17 protein-coding genes and 2 tRNA genes are annotated in these 16,840 nt (G+C 58.0%); 2 read left to right on the forward strand and 17 right to left on the reverse strand.

Features of this window, described 5'->3' with window-relative positions:
• Positions 1–4 precede the first annotated feature (4 nt).
• The 10 genes from nusG to QEH54_RS17800 all read right to left on the reverse strand — a co-directional run bounded on the left by nusG (position 5) and on the right by QEH54_RS17800 (position 7,497).
• On the reverse strand, positions 5–580 hold the full coding sequence (nusG, locus tag QEH54_RS17755; protein ID WP_309020045.1) for a transcription termination/antitermination protein NusG: 576 nt from the start codon (positions 578–580) through the stop codon (positions 5–7).
• A gap of 25 nt (positions 581–605) precedes the next feature.
• The gene (gene secE / locus QEH54_RS17760) at positions 606–809 is read right to left on the reverse strand and encodes a preprotein translocase subunit SecE (protein WP_309020046.1); all 204 of its coding nucleotides are present in this window, start codon (positions 807–809) and stop codon (positions 606–608) included.
• Positions 810–820: 11 nt separating this feature from the next.
• Positions 821–896, reverse strand: a tRNA-Trp gene (locus tag QEH54_RS17765).
• Positions 897–975: 79 nt separating this feature from the next.
• Positions 976–2,166 carry an elongation factor Tu gene (tuf, locus tag QEH54_RS17770; protein WP_309020047.1) on the reverse strand — a complete coding sequence of 397 codons (1,191 nt, stop codon included), beginning with the start codon at positions 2,164–2,166 and terminating at the stop codon, positions 976–978.
• An 81-nt stretch (positions 2,167–2,247) separates the two neighbouring features.
• Positions 2,248–2,323: transfer RNA gene (locus QEH54_RS17775), tRNA-Thr, on the reverse strand.
• A 93-nt stretch (positions 2,324–2,416) separates the two neighbouring features.
• Positions 2,417–3,181 (reverse strand): hypothetical protein, encoded by a 765-nt coding sequence (locus QEH54_RS17780; protein WP_309020048.1) that lies wholly within the window; start codon positions 3,179–3,181, stop codon positions 2,417–2,419.
• Positions 3,178–3,621 (reverse strand): biopolymer transporter ExbD, encoded by a 444-nt coding sequence (locus QEH54_RS17785; protein WP_309020049.1) that lies wholly within the window; start codon positions 3,619–3,621, stop codon positions 3,178–3,180. The genes QEH54_RS17780 and QEH54_RS17785 overlap by 4 nt, the downstream gene beginning before the upstream one ends.
• Entirely contained in the window at positions 3,614–4,297 is a 684-nt protein-coding gene (locus tag QEH54_RS17790) for a MotA/TolQ/ExbB proton channel family protein (RefSeq protein ID WP_309020050.1), read from the reverse strand. The genes QEH54_RS17785 and QEH54_RS17790 overlap by 8 nt, the downstream gene beginning before the upstream one ends.
• A gap of 60 nt (positions 4,298–4,357) precedes the next feature.
• Positions 4,358–7,066 carry a hypothetical protein gene (locus QEH54_RS17795; RefSeq protein ID WP_309020051.1) on the reverse strand — a complete coding sequence of 903 codons (2,709 nt, stop codon included), beginning with the start codon at positions 7,064–7,066 and terminating at the stop codon, positions 4,358–4,360.
• Positions 7,067–7,125: 59 nt separating this feature from the next.
• The gene (locus QEH54_RS17800; RefSeq protein ID WP_309020052.1) at positions 7,126–7,497 is read right to left on the reverse strand and encodes a dUTPase; all 372 of its coding nucleotides are present in this window, start codon (positions 7,495–7,497) and stop codon (positions 7,126–7,128) included.
• A 200-nt stretch (positions 7,498–7,697) separates the two neighbouring features.
• On the opposite strand from QEH54_RS17800, the gene QEH54_RS17805 reads away from it, so the two are divergent.
• Both QEH54_RS17805 and ruvB read left to right on the forward strand, forming a co-directional pair.
• Entirely contained in the window at positions 7,698–8,660 is a 963-nt protein-coding gene (locus QEH54_RS17805) for a hypothetical protein (protein ID WP_309020053.1), read from the forward strand.
• A 330-nt stretch (positions 8,661–8,990) separates the two neighbouring features.
• A complete protein-coding gene (gene ruvB / locus QEH54_RS17810) occupies positions 8,991–10,007 on the forward strand; it encodes a Holliday junction branch migration DNA helicase RuvB (RefSeq protein ID WP_309020054.1) in 1,017 nt (338 codons plus the stop codon).
• A gap of 12 nt (positions 10,008–10,019) precedes the next feature.
• Here the strand turns inward: ruvB and QEH54_RS17815 are convergent, their stop codons facing one another.
• The 7 genes from QEH54_RS17815 to QEH54_RS17845 form a co-directional block, all read right to left on the reverse strand.
• Entirely contained in the window at positions 10,020–10,628 is a 609-nt protein-coding gene (locus QEH54_RS17815; RefSeq protein ID WP_309020055.1) for a DUF4136 domain-containing protein, read from the reverse strand.
• A 93-nt stretch (positions 10,629–10,721) separates the two neighbouring features.
• Positions 10,722–11,309: a DUF4136 domain-containing protein gene (locus QEH54_RS17820; RefSeq protein WP_309020056.1), complete on the reverse strand. Its 588-nt coding sequence runs from the start codon at positions 11,307–11,309 to the stop codon at positions 10,722–10,724.
• A 348-nt stretch (positions 11,310–11,657) separates the two neighbouring features.
• Positions 11,658–12,266 (reverse strand): DUF4136 domain-containing protein, encoded by a 609-nt coding sequence (locus tag QEH54_RS17825; protein ID WP_309020057.1) that lies wholly within the window; start codon positions 12,264–12,266, stop codon positions 11,658–11,660.
• Positions 12,267–12,402: 136 nt separating this feature from the next.
• A complete protein-coding gene (locus tag QEH54_RS17830; protein ID WP_309020058.1) occupies positions 12,403–13,629 on the reverse strand; it encodes an LL-diaminopimelate aminotransferase in 1,227 nt (408 codons plus the stop codon).
• 111 nt (positions 13,630–13,740) lie between these two features.
• A complete protein-coding gene (gene nadB, locus QEH54_RS17835; RefSeq protein WP_309020059.1) occupies positions 13,741–15,342 on the reverse strand; it encodes an L-aspartate oxidase in 1,602 nt (533 codons plus the stop codon).
• 76 nt (positions 15,343–15,418) lie between these two features.
• The gene (nadA, locus tag QEH54_RS17840) at positions 15,419–16,501 is read right to left on the reverse strand and encodes a quinolinate synthase NadA (protein ID WP_309020060.1); all 1,083 of its coding nucleotides are present in this window, start codon (positions 16,499–16,501) and stop codon (positions 15,419–15,421) included.
• 130 nt (positions 16,502–16,631) lie between these two features.
• The coding region (locus tag QEH54_RS17845; RefSeq protein WP_309020061.1) for a hypothetical protein at positions 16,632–16,840 on the reverse strand (209 nt) is incomplete at its 5' end.

Consider the following 16,840-nt stretch of genomic DNA (forward strand, 5'->3'; position numbering starts at 1 on the left):
TTGTTTAGCTTGTTAAGCGTTCGACTTGCCAATACTCCAGCTCGACTGGAGTGAATCTTCCGAAGATCGAGACCGACACCTTGAGCTTGCCCTTTTCCGGGTCGATCTCGTCGATGCGGCCATTGAGGTTGAGGAACGGGCCATCCGTAATCTTGACCTCTTCTCCAACCTCGAACTGTACCTTCGGTGTTTCCTTGCCCGTGGCGGCTTCCACTTGCCGGAGAATCGTGTCGATCTCCGACTTTTTGAGAGGCGTTGGACGGTCTCCGCCTACGAAATTGATGACGCCCGCGGTTTCGCGAACGAAGTACCAAGGCTTGTTCATCAGCTTTCCGTTCTCATCGTATAGACGCATGTGAACGAATGCGTAGCCTGGATAGAACTTGCGCACCATCTGAGTCTTCTTGCCGTTCTTGACTTCCGTCACGGTCTCAGTGGGCACGAGGACTTCGAATACGTAGTCCTCCATCTCCTCTTCGGCGATGAACTTGTCCAGGTAGCGCTTTACCTTCCCTTCCTGATTGGAAAGGGTCTGAATAACGTACCAAGCGGCGCCTGACTTTGCGCTGGTTTCAGCCATGGGGAGAGTGTTGGAGTTCGAGTGTTTAGCGCATCCAGCTCGTGAACAGGTTGACCACGTTCGCGAGAGAGAAGTCGGATACGGCGATGAAAATACCCATGATCGCGATCGCGATCAGCACAACCACAGTGGACTCGCGCAGCTCGGCGAAAGAAGGCCAGCTGGACTTCTTGAGCTCCGTAATCGTTTCACCGGTGAAGATGCGAATGCTGCGAAATGGATTTTTCATTTATAAAAAGATGGCAGGGCAGGAGGGACTCGAACCCCCAACCCTCGGTTTTGGAGACCGATGCTCTACCAATTGAGCCACTACCCTATGCCAATAAAAACCAAATACAATCGCCGGAACCCGAGGGACGGGCTCCGGCAAAGGAAATTAACTATTCGAAAATCGACTACTCGACGATCTCGGTGATACGACCAGCACCGATGGTACGACCGCCTTCGCGGATCGCGAAGCGCTGACCAGCTTCCATCGCGATCGGCTTGGTGAGGTCAACTTCGATGGAGATGTTGTCGCCTGGCATTACCATTTCGACACCTTCCGGAAGCTGGCATACACCAGTCACGTCAGTCGTACGGAAGTAGAACTGAGGACGGTAGCCGTTGAAGAATGGAGTGTGACGTCCGCCTTCTTCCTTGGAAAGGACGTAGATCTCAGCCTTGCCCTTGTGGTGAGGAGTGATCGAACCTGGCTTGGCGAGCACCTGACCGCGCTCGATAGCGTCCTTGTCGATACCGCGAAGAAGGATGCCAACGTTGTCGCCAGCCTGACCTTGGTCGAGCATCTTGCGGAACATTTCAACGCCGGTGACAGTGGACTTCTGAGTGTCCTTGAGACCGACGATCTCAACTTCCTCACCCACCTTGATCACACCACGCTCGATACGGCCGGTAGCGACGGTACCACGACCAGTGATGGAGAAAACGTCTTCGACAGACATCAAGAAAGGCTTGTCGACTTCGCGCTCCGGCTCGGGGATGTCGGCGTCGATAGCGTCCATGAGAGCCTGGATGTGAGCCTTGCCTTCGTCGGTGCCTTCGAGGGCCTGAGCAGCGGAACCACGGATAACGGTGGTGTCGTCGCCTGGGAAATCGTACTTGTCGAGCAGTTCGCGAACTTCCATTTCGACGAGCTCGAGAAGCTCTTCGTCGTCGATGAGGTCACACTTGTTGAGGAATACCACGATCTTCGGTACACCTACCTGACGAGCGAGAAGGATGTGCTCGCGAGTCTGCGGCATCGGGCCGTCTGCAGCGCTCACAACGAGGATCGCTCCGTCCATCTGAGCCGCGCCAGTGATCATGTTCTTAACGAAGTCAGCGTGGCCTGGGCAGTCTACGTGAGCGTAGTGACGCTTGTCGGACTCGTACTCAACGTGGGCGACGGAGATGGTTACGATCTTGGAGTCGTCACGAACGGTACCACCCTTAGCGATGTCCGCGTAGCTCTTGAGCTCTGCAAGACCCTTGGACGCCTGCACTGCCAAGATAGAAGTGGTCAGCGTGGTTTTGCCGTGGTCAACGTGACCGATAGTGCCGACGTTAACGTGTGGTTTCGTTCTTTCGAAGGTTCCTTTAGCCATTTTTGGTTGTGAGTTATGTTAGTTTTAAAAATTGGTCCCAGATGTGCTTAGACCCACCGGAGGAACCTGCCGATCCCGAAATGGAGCCCTCGAGCGGACTTGAACCGCCGACCTCGTCCTTACCAAGGACGCGCTCTACCGGCTGAGCTACAAGGGCATTCCGAGAAGTGGATCTGAAAAAAAAGAAACGAGAACATGCGCAGCGGGTTTTTACCCGTCAACTACAATATCAGAAAAATTCGAAGGGTTTTCACGGGACCACCTGCAATAGGTACACTCCATCCTCAAGTTGTTTAAGATCAGGAAAATAACTCTTCGCGATCCCCCGTAAACGCTGGTCGACCTCGTCAAAACCAGAACTCTCCAGCACCGAGAGCCCGCCTACAAGAAAGCTTTTCTCGACGACCGCCATGAATGTGGCGATGCCCCAGGCGGGCCATTGCTCGGTGAGCGAGGCGATCTCGTTGCTATATATAAAGGTCTGCGAAATCTCTCTGCCCGTCCCGGGATCGGTCAGCGTGAGCAAGGCCCCCTCCTCCTGCTGATAGTCCGATTCGAACTCCGTTCTACCGAGCTGATGAAAAAGCGGCAGGTCGAAGTTCACCTGAGCCAAGGAGAGGCGGTCGTAGTTGGCCGCGGCTATTCCGAAATCGTCTACATAGTTGCCATCCTCCAACTCGAACATGGGCGAGAAATCGGTGAAGATGGCTCCCTCCTCCTCCAGAGTGTTGGTCAGGTAGCGGGCGTTGGACGCGTTCCAGCGCGTCGGCAGCAGCAAGGGCCGCGGATCGAACAAGGTCATGCGCTGGGTCAGCAGGTCCGACTCCTCCGTGGTTTCCTGGTCGAGGTATCGGATTTCGGTGAACTGACGGGTCTCGCGGCGCAGGGATCGGTTCGAATCCATGGTCAAGGAAACGCTCCAGTAGAGGGCCAAATGGAACAGCAACGCGAAACTGCACGCGACAGTCCAGCGCAGGGTCCTGCCAAAACGACGCTTCCCGGCGCGAACGCTCATCGAATTCCGACTCCTCCCCCTTCCACACGCTGCTCCTCGGTGGCCAGCTGCACCCGAGCATAGCCGGCGCTGATGGCAAGTTCGCACAAGGAACTCAGCGTCTGCATGGATACCCGCACATCCGCTTTCACCAGCAGTGTGGCACCCGCCTGAGCCGGTCCGCGCTCTTCCAGCAGCTTGCCCAGCGATACCAGATCCAGCACGCTATCCTTGAAGAAGATCATTTCCTCCCCTTTCACCTCAGTGACGGTGATCACTTCGTAGACCGACGCGATCGCCACCTGAGAGCTTTGCGCTTCGGGCAAGGCCAAGGTCACTCCCGGCGCCATGACGAACTTCGAGCTGAAAAGAGCGAAAAAGAGCCCGATGGCGCACAGGTCGACGAAGGGCCAAAAACTCAGCCGGGCTCGTCTAGGCAGTTCGCGTTCAAGCTCAAGCATCGCCTTCCGTCTCCTTTTCCGTCGGTAGTGACACTGGCTCCGAGCGGTGCTTCGCCCGGGCGAACATCACCATGAGTTCCTGAGCCAGCCACTCCATCTCGTGGGCCACGGAGCGAATTCTGCCGACGAGGAAATGATGCGCCAAGATTGCTACCGCCCCCAAGGCCAGACCGGTAGCCGTGCTCACCAAGGCCTGCCAACCGCCACTTGCCAATTGCCCAGCATGCACATAGACGCCCTGACGCTCGTATTGCATGAAACTGTCGATCATGCCGATCACCGTGCCCAGCACGCCGAAGATGGGAGCGACCTGAGCGATTGCGTACAAGGCCCCGATACGCCGCTTCACTGGGCCGAGCTCCACCACGGCCGCTTCGCGCACGACCTCCCGGATTTCCGCATCGCTCTCGCGAAAGTGCATCAGTCCCGCCTTCACCATCGCCGCCGCTGGGCCTGGCGTGTCCTGGCAGATGGTCAAGGCCTCGATCAGCCGGCCCTTGGTCAAGGAATTCTCGATGCCGGAGAGGAACTCCTTGGATCGAATCTGATGGCGATGCAAAAACAGCAGACGCTCCACGAACACCACGAGAGCCACCAGACTCAATGCGAATAGGGGCCACATCACCAGGCCGCCTTGGCGAAAGGTGTCGAACAACTCGATCTGCAGAGATTCCATCGATAAAACGCGTTGAGGTAAAATTCAGAACAAAACCGCCAGAGCGCTGGCCATAGCAACTCAATTCTCCAGCGGTTCACGCAAGGGCTCGAGCCTCACGCGAGCCAGCTCTCGCCCGTACAGACGGTGCTGGATCACCACTTGGTAAAAGTCCATGGCCTTGTCCACCTCGCCCTCCTCCTTCATGATTTCCGCCAGCGAGAACAAGCAGCGCGAAAGCCAGTAGCGGCCGTTGCGGGTAAGGAAGCGAAGCTGATTGTCGTCCAGGACCATGGAGTCGTAAAGGGACCACAGCACCTGCTTGGCCTTGTCCACCTCCCCTCGAGTCCGCCACGCTTGACCAAGCTTGAAGCCAGCTTCGACCCGCAGGTCCAACGGGGCGTTGGAAGAGGTTTCCGGCAGGTCCATCAGCAGCTCCAAACGCGAAATCGCCGCCCCGAACTTGCGCGGATCCTTGTCCGCCTGAGCGATCAGCGTGTCGGCCATCGAGAGCTGGGCCAGAAAGCGGTCAGGACGATCCGCATACTCGTTTTCCAGCAAGTAGTAGATGCGCTCCGCGGAATCGAACTTGTTCAAACGGCGCAGCAGATCGGCCTGCATCAGCCGAGCTCGATACACCATCTCGCTCTCCGGATAGTCGTTCACGATGCGCTGCAGCAGCTTGTTGGCCTCGTCGAGATAGGCGTCCTCCCCACGTTGCTCGGCATTGAGCGCCGCTTCGAAAAGCGCTGTCGGAGCCAGGCGATTGTCGCGGTACTCGTCGGCGAGCGACACCAGCAGCTGCTGGGCCTCGACAGTGCGATTGATCGAGGAGAGGTAGCGCGCCTGGGCGATGTAGGAAAACAGAGCCGGCTCCGAACCAGCGTATTCCTGTCGCAAACGCTCCAGCAGCGCCACCGCGGCCTCAGGCTCGATCAGAGCGAATCGCGACTCGGCTAGCGACAGCAGGCAGCTCGCGCGCACCCGCCCCAAAAGATCCGCGTCGACCTGGTCCGCTTGCTCGCTCTGAGCGAAAGCGTCCACCATTTCCACCCATTCCACAGTGTCCTCCGGCTCGCCCGCCACGGACGACAAACGGGCCGCCAGCCAGAGCATGCGAAGATGAAGCTCCGGCGACTCCTCCGTACCCCCGATGGCGAACTGGACCCGCTCGTACGCTTCCGAGACGCGCTGCACGCGGCGCATCTCGTTGATCGCCTTCCATTCCGCCCGCCAAATCATCTCGTCCCCGGCCAGCACCCGCAGCTCCGGATTGTCGATCGAAGCCAAAGCCTGCTCCAACTGGCCCGCACCGAGACGAGCATAGATCAGCTGGAAAAACAACGGCCCGCCGTCGGAGGGGTTGCTCACATTGCTCAAGGCGTTGGCGTAGGCCTCAGCCGCGTTGCGAAAGTCCTCCCGCGTGTTCGACTGCAGCCCAGCCCGCAAGTAGCAGTCCGCAATCAAAGCCGAAAGGCGAGAGTCGACGGTCAGGTCGGCGAACTCGTCGCGCATCTGCTGCAGGTAGCTCGCCGCCGTTCGGTAGCGATTTCGATTCCAGGCCGAAGAGGCTTGAAGGGCCAGCATGCCGCGCCGATAGCTCGAGCCTGGAAACCGCTGCCCCAAGGTAGCCGCATCCTCCTCAGCCCCGACGTAATCCTCCTCCATGAACCGAAACACCGCTCGATAGTAAAGCGCCTGGTCCACCAAGGCATGCCGATCTCCCAAGGCGATCAGTTCGTCCAACACCGCCCTGAGCAGCTCGTGATCCGCCGACTCCTCCACGCGAGCCCGACTGAACACCTGCTGCAAGGCGATCGTCATCAACTCCGGGAATCGGTTCTCGAAAATCAGCTCGCGAAAGGCCTGACCGCCCTCAAGCCGATCCAGGCCAGCCGCCATGGTGGCCAGCAAACGGAACTGGGCCCGGATACGCGGCAACTCCGGCGGCACCTGCTCGAGACGGGAACGAATCAGCTGGATGGCCTGCTCCACACGTCCATTGTCGAACAGCGCTACTGCAAGCTGCTGGGCGTAGAGGTAGCCGACCTCGCGCTCCGCGTTCTCCAACATGGCATTCTGCAGCTGGGCGATGGTCTCCGCTCCCGCGGCCCGCGTCTTCAAACGGCTTCGAAACACCAGCAGGCTGATCTGAGCCCCCAAGGCGGGCGACTCCTCATCAGCCAGCTCCCGGGCCCTCGCATAAGCCTCGCTGCCCGCTTGCAGCCCGCTTTCATTCGTCTGCACCCAGCCCCGCAAAAACCAGTACCACGCTCCATCTCCAGAGCGCAGCGCCTCCCGCTTCACCTTGGCAAGGTGGCGCTTCACCGCGTCGACATCGATTTCAGCGAAGGCGATCATCGCCCGCCTCAAGGCCACCCGGGAAACCGCTCCGCCTTCAGCTCGCCCTTGCAGACCGTCCAAACGCTCGGCCGCCTCGATCCAGCGCGACTGCGCCAGCAAAGCGTCGATCTCGACGAAGCGGTTGCCGATCCACAAATCGCCAGCAGCCAGACTCTCCCCCGCATCGCGAGCCAAATCAAAGGCAACGTCATACAAGCCGACCCCCAACGCCCGCCGAGCGCTGGCAGCCTTCAAAATCGCGTCCCGCTCAGCTCGAGCAGACTCCACCGGATCGCCCTGGGTGAACGGTATGTCCCCATCCAAATCCAGCTCCTGGCCGCCCAGCGAACAAAGCGAAATCGGCAGCCAGACGACCACGCGCAACAAGCGAAGGAAGCCCCCTCGCTTGGGCGAACGAAAACGATGGATTGAGAAAAGCGAAGCCATAGCGATTAATCCGTCCTCACCGAAACGGTCAAAAATCGATCCCTAGACCCGGATTCGACCTAAATGTGGCGCGAATCCGATTCATCTTTCTGGGAGTAGCCACTGTCCTGACGCTGGTGGTTCACCTTGTTCTTCGCCACGTAAGCGGCGAAAACGTCGTCCGCGCTCATGCCCAGCGTCTGAGCCAACGAAATGAGAAAATGGAAAAGGTCGATCACCTCCACCCTGGCGTTCTGCTTGTCAAACTCCTGGTATTTCGCCCACCACTTCCACGGCACCGAATCGATCAGCTCGCAAATCTCCTGCTGCATGGCCCGCGTGTAGTTGAGCACCCACTCGGTCTGCTTTTCCTCTCCGATGTCCTTGAGGTTCACGCCGATACGCGCGTTCAGCTCCTCCTGCATCTCGAAAATCCGCTCAAGCTTGTCCATAAGCCTCGGTCACTAGCCCCCTAGGCCAGACCACGCAAGGCCCAAGGCATTTAAGTTTGAACTTTTCACTTCTATAGTAAAGTACCTAAAACGCGGCAGCAAAAGGGCCCCACCACGCCGACTCGCTCGGCCCGCCGCATCACACACCGCGAGTCGCCCGCTCAGTCGAAGCAAATACCGACTGACCAACGAGTAACAACATGTCACACACAGAAGAACCAAACAAATCGACGCCAGAGCAGGAGGAGCCGCAAAGCCCCGCTAACGTCGCGGCCGACGACGATCTCGGAATCGTCGACGCCATGAAGCCGCCCTCCGCCCCGTCGACCGACAAGCCGATCCGTTACGGCACACGCAAGCAACGCGCAGGCGCCGAAGCGCCCGCCGTCACCTCACTCAACTCGATCAAAACGTTCGAAGAAGAGGAGATCGAAATGGACGATCTCCCGATCCGCGCCAACGCGCCCGAACACCTGATCGACTCGAGACCAAACCCGAGCGAACGACGCGAACGTGATGGCGAAGAACGCCCACGCCGCCAACGCCGCTCGCGCGAGGAACACCCCGGCAACGACCGCCGCAGACGCTCCTCGGAAACGCCTTCCGAAACCGATTCGGAAGCTAACGCAATCGAAGCGAACGAAGCAGAACAGCCAGAAGACCGTCCTGAACGCTTCGGCATGGTGGAAAACCGCGAAAGCGATTCCAGCCAGCCGACCGGCGTGCAGGAATTCCGCCCATCGCGCGATGGACGCGTAGCCCCCAAACGCGAGCGCAAGCCACGCAGCGAAAGCGGCAAGCCCAGCGCTCAGCCCAAGAAAAAAGGCCTCCTCTCCAAGATCATCTCCTTCTTCACCGGAGACGAAAGCAAGGAAGAGGAAAGCAAAAGCTCCCCGCGCCGCCAAAGCTCAGACCGCCCTCGAAATCGCAACCGCCGCGGACCAGGCGACCGCCAGAACCGCGAAGGCGACGAAAACCAAGATGGCAGACCGCGCCGCCGCAAACGTCGTCCCCGCAACCGCGGACCACGTGGCGAAAACCAAGGCGGCAACGCCGAAGGACAGCAAAACCGAGAAGGCGGACAGCGTCGTCGCAGACGTCGCCCCCGCCGCAGCGGCGGACCGCGCCAGCGCGAATCCGCTTCGTCGCAAAAATCGGAATAGACAGCGTACCCAACTCACCAACGAGCCCTGCAGCCTGCCAGCCGCAGGGCTTTTTCACGCTCCTCCCCTTCCACCCACACCCAAAACCCGCAACTCTTTTTTGCAACATGGCAAAAAAGAGTTGCGCCCCCGTCAGCGCAGCAGGCGCCCCCAAACCGCAAAAGCTCTGTCCACTCAGGCGAGCGCAGGCCGCTTTCGTCCGGTCGAGAGAGGCTTGTTCGAGACGCGTATCGCCAGTCGAAGCTTGCTCCGACTGGTCCAAGATGGGTGGCCATTTGTCGTTAAAATCCCGATGGACAGCGACGGTGCCCCGCCTCAGATTCTACCTCAATGAACGAGCCCACCGATAAAGGAGTCGACTATTTCGCCGCCGCTTTGAGCACCCCCATGAACACTCAGACCGAGTCGATCCTTCGTCCCCCGAGCTTCGAAGAGTTCGTTGGCCAAACCAAGACAGTGGAGCGCCTCCGCATCATGTCGGGCGCAGCCCGCAAGCGCGGCGAACCGCTAAACCACATCCTGCTCTCCGGACCTCCTGGCCTTGGCAAGACCAGTCTTTCCTTCATTCTTGGAGCCGAGATGGGGCGAAACGTGCGCATCACCTCCGGACCCGTCGTGGAAAAGGCCGGCGACCTAGCGGGCATGCTGACCAATCTCGAGGAAGGCGACATCCTCTTCATCGACGAGATTCACCGCATCCCCAAAACGGTGGAGGAGTACCTCTACTCCGCCATGGAAGACTTCCGAATCGACATCATGATCGACCAAGGGCCCAACGCCCGCAGCGTGCGGCTGGACATACCGCGCTTCACCCTGGTAGGAGCGACTACCCGAAACGGTCTTCTCACCGCCCCGCTGCGCAGCCGTTTCACCCTGCAAACCCGACTCGACTACTACGAACCAGACGATCTGGTGAAAATCGTCCTGCGCACCTGCGGCTTGCTCGGGGTGGAAACGAATGCCGAAGGCGCCATGGAAATCGCCCGTCGCGCCCGCGGCACGCCACGCATCGCCAACAACCTGGTGAATTTCGTGCGCGACTACGCAGAGGAAAAAGGCGACGGGGTGATCACCAAACCCATCGCCCAAGCAGCTCTCGAGCTGCTGGAAATCGACGCCCTCGGCCTCGATGAGATGGACAAGCGCATCCTTCGCGTCATGGCCACCACCTACAAAAGCCGTCCGGTCGGCATCAGCACGCTCGCCGTCGCGGTAGGCGAGGAAGCCGATACCCTGGAAGAAGTCCACGAACCCTACCTCATCCAAAGCGGGCTCATTCAGCGCACGCCTCAAGGCCGAGTCATCACCGAAAGCGGCTTGCGAGCCATCGGCCTGACGCCCTCGTGATCGGCGCAGGTCTTAGTTCGGAAAACTCTCCAGCACCTTCGATATCGCCACGACTCGCTTCGAATCCGTCGCAAACCCATTGACCGTGCTACTCTTAGCCCATCCCTGCCAAGCCAAGCTTTTCGTAGTCGCATCGAAAACATCGATAATCAGGTACACTCCCTGATCGCTAGGCAATCGCGAGCCCTCGCTCGCATCATAGATGTCCAGATCCGTCGGCCTGTAAATGCTCCTCGGATAGTCGGCATCCGTATTACCCAATCGGTTCGGAGGTAAAACCGACATGGCAAGAAGCCCCTCTGGCTCTGCATCCAAATAGCCGATCACCTCTTCGATCGAACGAAACGTCGCCCGAATCCCCACGAAAAAATCAGCCGGGCCATCGATCGCGCGATGATAGCCCTTGCCTTCCAATATCGAAGTTAGCGCCAGCAGGCTGCTATCATCATTCCCCAATACCATTCGCGCTTTCTCGTCGTACTCGGGATGCGGAATCGGCAACAGGTCGAAACTCTCGTACATCGCCAAATCGATCTGCGGATCGTAGTCATGGGACACATTCACCGATGCGCATCCGCACAAAAACAGGCTAACGAGCAGAAGGGGTAGCAAGTGCTTCATCAATCTTCGGGTTTGATGAATGAGTGAATCGGCTAACGGCTTTGCTGGCAGACTCCTAATCACCTAAATCTGCCTACGAGCCAAAGGCCCGACCTAGTTTGGGAACGTACTCAGAATTTCGTGAATTGCCTTGGCTCGTTTCTCATCGGTATTGAAATGCTTACTTGATAACGACTTGGCCCATCCGTGCCAAACTACCTTTCGCGTCGAGCTATCGAATACTTCGACGATGATAAACGAGTACCACGAGTACTTCCGACTTGTTTTCCCCAATTCTGACCCAGAACCAGTTTTTGAGTATCCTGGCAGGCTAGGCGGGGTGGCAATATCCCAACCACGCATCACCAGCAAATCGTCTTCGCTCGAGACGGGAGCGTCCGCTATGATTTTCTGTTTCAGCCATGCCTTGCGTACCCGAATGAAAAAATCCACATCCTCCCCTGTCTCCAGCGAAAACCCTTTCTGCTGCACAACCTTTGCAGCCTCCTTCAGGGCAAAGTTGTCCTCGCCGAGGATCCGAAAGGCGTTTTCATCAAATTCATCATGAGGGCTCGGCAGCAGGGCGAACGTCTGGTAGGACATCAGGTCCACTTCCGGACTAAAATCATGCTCCACATACACGGTTTTGCAGGATGCCAACAAAAGGCAGAAAGCAACTAGGGTAACAACGGGGCACTTCATATAAGTAAAAAGACATACCACTTACCTGCGGTCAATACTTACAACCCGCCACGAAACAGCACAAGTCACGCCTACCCCCTCCATCACCTTCAGAAATAGAAAGACCAATTCCGCCTACGAAAAGCGGGCCGCTAAAGCCCTAGCAAAACAAGCGAAAGAAACGACTCGCGCAACGCCGTCTCAAAACGCCCAATCGCTTCGACAACACTCTCCGTCTGAATTGAGCGCAGCTGATGCGAATGGCCTCGTGCTGCAATCACCACGGCCGACTTCGGCGCAAACGACGTCCCCTGGACTAAAGAACGAGAATCCGCGCCTTTAGACAAGGGATCGAAGCGGTTTTCGCCCTCAATTTGGAAACGGGCTGAGAATCTCTTCAATCGCTTTCGCTCGCTTCGCATTCGTATTAAAAGCCGCCGCAGAGTTCGACTTCGCCCACCCCTGCCAAACGAGCTTCTGGGTCGCTGCATCGAACATATCGACGTATAGAAAGAGATCTGTCGTCTGATTCGGGTGGACCACGTCTAGGTCTTTCTGATCCATTTTCGTATACCCAGGTAGACGAGGTGGTTCCGCAATGTCCCAAGCATGCATCACGAGGAAATCGCCATCGCTAGCCAAGGAAGCTTCCGCTAAGCCTTTCCTCTCCACCGCATTGACACGAACGCCAAGGAAGAAATCCACCTCCCCACCCGACTCTTCCATAAACCCTTTTTGCTGCAGGACACTCGAAGCCACCGCCAAGGCGAAGTCGTTTTTCCCAAGGACGTTGATGGCGAGCCGATCAAACTCCGGATGAGGGTTCGGCAGTACGCCAAACGTCCGGTAGGCCACCAAATCAATTTCGGGATTAAACTCATGATCCACCGACACGCTGGCGCAGGATGCCAACAGGAAACAGAAAGAGACGAGGGTAACAACGGGGCACTTCATATAGGCATAAAAACGTATCCTCATAATAGCGTCAATACCTATACGTCGACCCCGAACGACAAAAGCAACGCTTGTCCCTTTCGTCACCATTGGAAATAGAAAAGCCCGCTCCCACAAATGGGGAACGGGCCTCTAAATTCATCTCTGCGCGGGAGAAATACTAGTCGGACAGCGCCGCCTTGATCCGGTCCATCGCTTCCAGCACCTTCTGGCGCGAGTTGAACGCGCTGATGCGGATGTGTCCTTCGCCGCAGGTGCCGAAGCCCGCCCCTGGAGTGCAAACCACGCCTGCCTTGTTGAGCAGCAGATCGAAGAACTCCCAGCTTGGTCGCTTGGCGTTGATCCATACGTAGGGAGAATTGTCGCCGCCCACGCAATCGAAGCCCAACTCGGTCATGGCCTTCACCACGATCTTGGCGTTTTCCAGATAAAAATCGGTCAAGGCTTTGACTTCCGCCTTTCCTTCTTCGGAGAAGGTCGCTTCGGCCGCCCTTTGCACCGGATAAGATACCCCGTTGAACTTGGTGCAGTGGCGACGATTCCAAAGGGCGTGCACACTGTGTTCGTTGCCCTCCGCATCCTTAGCCTTGAGGTTCTTCGGGATCACCGTGTAGGCGCAGCGCGTTCCGGTGAATCCAGCATTCTTGGAGAAGCTGCGAAACTCGATCGCAACCTCGCGCGCCCCCTCGATCTCATAGATGCTTTGCGGCAAAGACTCATCGCGGATGAACGCAACGTAAGCTGCGTCGAAGAGAATCAGAGCTCCGCAATCCTTGGCGTAGTCCACCCAGGCCTTTAGCTGCTCCTTGGTCGCTGTGGCCCCGGTAGGATTGTTCGGAAAACAGAGATAGATCAGATCCACCTTCTCCTCCGGCAACGCGGGGACGTATCCATTTTCTGGAGTGGACTCCAGATAAACGAATCCCTCGTAGCGGCCGCCTACGTTCTTTCCGGTGCGACCTGCCATCACGTTCGTGTCGACATAAACTGGATACACAGGATCCGGCACTGCGATCTTGATATCGTCGCCGAAGATTTCCTGAATGTTTCCGCTGTCGCACTTGGCCCCGTCGCTGAGGAAAACCTCGTCCGCCGCGATGTCCGCGCCGCGGGCTTGGAAATCGTTCTTAGCGATAGCCTCGCGAATGAAGGGGTAGCCCTGCTCCGGCCCATAGCCGTGGAAGCCTTCGCGGGTGCCCATATCGTCGATCGCCGCGTGAAACGCCTTTTGGCAGGCTTGCGGGAGAGGTTCGGTCACGTCGCCAATGCCGAGACGAATGATGGGCTTTTCGGGATTCGCCTGCTGGTAAGCGGACACGCGCTTGGCGATGTCGGAGAAAAGATAGGATGCCTTGAGCTTCTTGTAGTTTTCGTTGATGCGGATCATGATAAAAAAGTTGCCCTCGCATCACATGGATGTTGCCGGGCGAGTCAATGAAGTTAGCCCCCGAGCCTGGCGTCCCGCGGCCCTCAGCATGCAAGCGCCGGCTCCGCCCATTCACTTCAGCACGTCGTGACGCTCTAGCGGCAGGTCGATGTCTTCGTCCTCTCTCGCGACGTAGTGGCTGCCCTTGCTCTCCGAATTCAAGGTCGCCGCGTGCACCACCAATTGAGCGGCGCAAACGGCATTTCTCAGCTCGATCAGCGACCGGGTCAGCCGGTTTCCCGCGTAGAAGCTGTCGATTTCCTCGTAGAGCTGGCTGAGGATTCGCCGAGCCCGCATCAGGCGTCGCGGCGACCGCACCAACCCGACGTAGTTCCACATGGTGCTCTTGATCAGCCGCATGTCCTGACGGATCAGCACTTCATCCGCAGTCTTTTCAGGGCTGATCCATTCGCGCACTTCCGGGAGATGGAAACTCTCGTTCGCGATCGCCTCCGAATCAGCCAAGGCAGTCAGCTTCGCTGAAACCAGGCACTCCAGCAGCGAGGTGCTCGCGAGTCGGTTCGCTCCATGCAAGCCGGTGCAAGCGGTCTCTCCGATCGCATTGAGATGCTGAACCGAGGACCGTCCATTCAAGTCCGTGTAGACTCCGCCACAGGTGTAGTGCGCGGCAGGGGCGACGGGAATCGGCTCGCGAGAAATATCCACGCCACAAGCAAGCGCCCGCTCATAGATGGAAGGAAAACGATCCTTGATGAAATGGGGCGACTTGCTGGATAAGTCGATGTAGACGCACGGCTCGCCAGAGGAGATCAACTCGCGGTGGATCGCTCTGGCCACGATATCGCGCGGCGCCAGCGAGCCCATCGGGTGCTGCGTATCCATGAACGCCTTACCTTCACTGTTAATCAAGACGCCACCCTCGCCACGCACCGCTTCCGAAACAAGAAACAGCTGGCAGTTCTTCTTAAGGAAAACCGTAGGATGAAACTGGATATACTCCAGATCGATCACGCGAGCGCCGACGCGTTTGGCCATGGCGATACCGTGCCCCACCACTCCCGGTTGATTGGTCGTATTCTGAAAGATCTGCCCCAGACCGCCGGTCGCCAAAACCGTTTTCTTCGCTCGGATCGCTTTGATCTCGCCCTGCACGGAATCCAGAACGTAGGCGCCGATACAGGTGATCGGTTTGTATTTGTCCAGAGGATACACTGAATTGTGAGAAAGCGTGAGCAGGTCGATCGCCACGTGGTTCTCCAGGATGCTCACGCCATCCAGTGTTCGCACGTAGTCGTGAAATCGCCCTAGGATAGCCCGCCCCGTGATGTCCTTGGAAAAGATGATGCGCTTGTCGCTGTGGCCACCTTCACGAGTGCGCAAGAGCTCTCCGTCGTCGCTTCGATCGAACGGCACCTTCAGCTGATCCACGAGCAGCGATTGCACCGCTGATTGCCCCTCGCGCACCAAGCTCGATACCGCGGCCGGGTTTGCCGTGTCGCCTGACGCCACCATGATATCCCGTTCCAGCTGCTCCGGATGATAGGAGGTATCGAAAATGATGCCGCCCTGGGCCCATTTGCTATTGGCTCCAGTGGTCAGTTCATCGGCGCAGATCAAGGTGACCGAGAGCCCCTGGGAGCGAGCGTAGTGAGCATAGGAACAGCCCGCAAGCCCAGCTCCGATGACGAGACAGTCCGTTTGTATGGTATCCACAGTATCTAAAGTCGGAAGGGAAACCCTGTCAGTACGACGAGGCGTCCCGGTTCTTCAATCCGCCTTTCTCCTCCATCTAGCAGCCCTTGGGCTGGTGCGGGGCGCCCTCCGCGATCTCGAACATGCGATCGATGGATCGCAAAGCCTTCAATCTCAGTTCCTCGTCGAGGGTGACGATCTGCTCGGGACGCGGCGCTACCAAGACATCGCGAATCTTCTCCAGCGAGTTCAGCTTCATGTACGGACAAAGCTTGCAGCCGGAAATGAAACGCTTCTCCGGAGCCTCCACCTCGATGCGCTCCACCAATCCGCATTCGGTCAGCATCATGAAATAGGGAGCTTCGGTCGATTTCACATACTGCATCATTCCGCCCGTGCTTCCGACATAGTCGCTCTTGCTAGTGATGTCCAAGGTGCACTCCGGGTGCGACACCACCTTGAGGCCGGGAAACTTGCCACGCGCTTCCGAAATGATCGCCGGGTCGAACTCGTCGTGCACGATGCAGGTGCCGTCGGAGGATATGATCTCCTTGTCGATACCGAGCTTCCTCATCTCGGTACGAATGTTCTCCGCCATCAGACGATCCGGCACGAACAGAATGCGCTGCTGGGGCAAGGACGCCACGATCTTGTAGACGTTGCTGGAGGTCACGCAGACATCGCACTCCGCCTTCACCTCAGCTGTGCTGTTGATGTAGCAAACCACCGCCGCGTCAGGATACTGCTTTTTCAGCTCCCGCAGCTGCTCGCCAGTCAGGGAATCCGCCAACGAGCACCCCGAACCGCGATCCGGCACCACGACTTCCGCTTGAGGCGATAGGATCTTGGCCGTCTCCGCCATGAAAACCACTCCGGAAAAGACGATTCGCTCCGCAGCGGCCTCCTTGGCCTTCAAGCTCAGCATGTAGGAATCGCCAGCGAAGTCGGCCACGCCATAGATGATCTCAGGCTCGACATAGGAGTGGGCGAGAATGACCGCACCCTTCTCTCTTTTCAAATCGTTGATTTCCAGCGTCAACGGGGCGATTTCACGACAGGCTTCGATGTTCCAAGATCGGCTCGCTTCGCACTCCACGTGCATCAGCTTGGTGAGCAAGCGGTTCGCTTCCGCTTCGATCTGGTCATCTGAATAGTTTCTGGGCTCTGCGGCACTTACCATTTTTCGGCAATCTGTTGAGAGTAAAAACGGAAAAGCATGTCGCCTTCCTGCGTGAAAGCAACGCATTTGCTTACGAGGGAGCTCGCCAATTCCCAAAACGAGGAAACGCCAATGACCAGCCCCTTTAAACCTACCGACAGTGACGAGCGGACTCGGTTTCCCGGAAAGAGTGGCCGACGCAGCCCGCTTCTTCGTCCCTCGCGCAGCCGAGTCTCGCGAAACGCGCCTCTCCTCCTTGCACGTGCGAACTGCCGAACGTGGTGCCCAGGGAGGGACTGGGTTGCTCCTTCACGTCGCAAGTCCTGCGGACCGGCTCACGCCGCCCCTTCTGCGCTCGCC

This window comes from Pelagicoccus sp. SDUM812003, from assembly GCF_031127815.1.
Lineage (GTDB): Bacteria > Verrucomicrobiota > Verrucomicrobiia > Opitutales > Opitutaceae > Pelagicoccus.

Excerpts from the sequence above, each read along its gene's own strand:
- secE (WP_309020046.1), bottom strand. The coding sequence starts at position 809 with ATGAAAAATCCATTTCGCAGCATTCGCATCTTCACCGGTGAAACGATT.
- QEH54_RS17780 (WP_309020048.1), bottom strand. The coding sequence starts at position 3,181 with ATGAGCGTTCGCGCCGGGAAGCGTCGTTTTGGCAGGACCCTGCGCTGG.
- ruvB (WP_309020054.1), top strand. The coding sequence starts at position 8,991 with ATGAACGAGCCCACCGATAAAGGAGTCGACTATTTCGCCGCCGCTTTG.
- QEH54_RS17795 (WP_309020051.1), bottom strand. The coding sequence starts at position 7,066 with ATGGCTTCGCTTTTCTCAATCCATCGTTTTCGTTCGCCCAAGCGAGGG.
- QEH54_RS17820 (WP_309020056.1), bottom strand. The coding sequence starts at position 11,309 with ATGAAGTGCCCCGTTGTTACCCTAGTTGCTTTCTGCCTTTTGTTGGCA.
- QEH54_RS17785 (WP_309020049.1), bottom strand. The coding sequence starts at position 3,621 with ATGCTTGAGCTTGAACGCGAACTGCCTAGACGAGCCCGGCTGAGTTTT.
- tuf (WP_309020047.1), bottom strand. The coding sequence starts at position 2,166 with ATGGCTAAAGGAACCTTCGAAAGAACGAAACCACACGTTAACGTCGGC.
- nusG (WP_309020045.1), bottom strand. The coding sequence starts at position 580 with ATGGCTGAAACCAGCGCAAAGTCAGGCGCCGCTTGGTACGTTATTCAG.
- QEH54_RS17800 (WP_309020052.1), bottom strand. The coding sequence starts at position 7,497 with ATGGACAAGCTTGAGCGGATTTTCGAGATGCAGGAGGAGCTGAACGCG.
- QEH54_RS17825 (WP_309020057.1), bottom strand. The coding sequence starts at position 12,266 with ATGAGGATACGTTTTTATGCCTATATGAAGTGCCCCGTTGTTACCCTC.
- QEH54_RS17815 (WP_309020055.1), bottom strand. The coding sequence starts at position 10,628 with ATGAAGCACTTGCTACCCCTTCTGCTCGTTAGCCTGTTTTTGTGCGGA.
- QEH54_RS17805 (WP_309020053.1), top strand. The coding sequence starts at position 7,698 with ATGTCACACACAGAAGAACCAAACAAATCGACGCCAGAGCAGGAGGAG.
- nadA (WP_309020060.1), bottom strand. The coding sequence starts at position 16,501 with ATGGTAAGTGCCGCAGAGCCCAGAAACTATTCAGATGACCAGATCGAA.
- QEH54_RS17830 (WP_309020058.1), bottom strand. The coding sequence starts at position 13,629 with ATGATCCGCATCAACGAAAACTACAAGAAGCTCAAGGCATCCTATCTT.
- QEH54_RS17790 (WP_309020050.1), bottom strand. The coding sequence starts at position 4,297 with ATGGAATCTCTGCAGATCGAGTTGTTCGACACCTTTCGCCAAGGCGGC.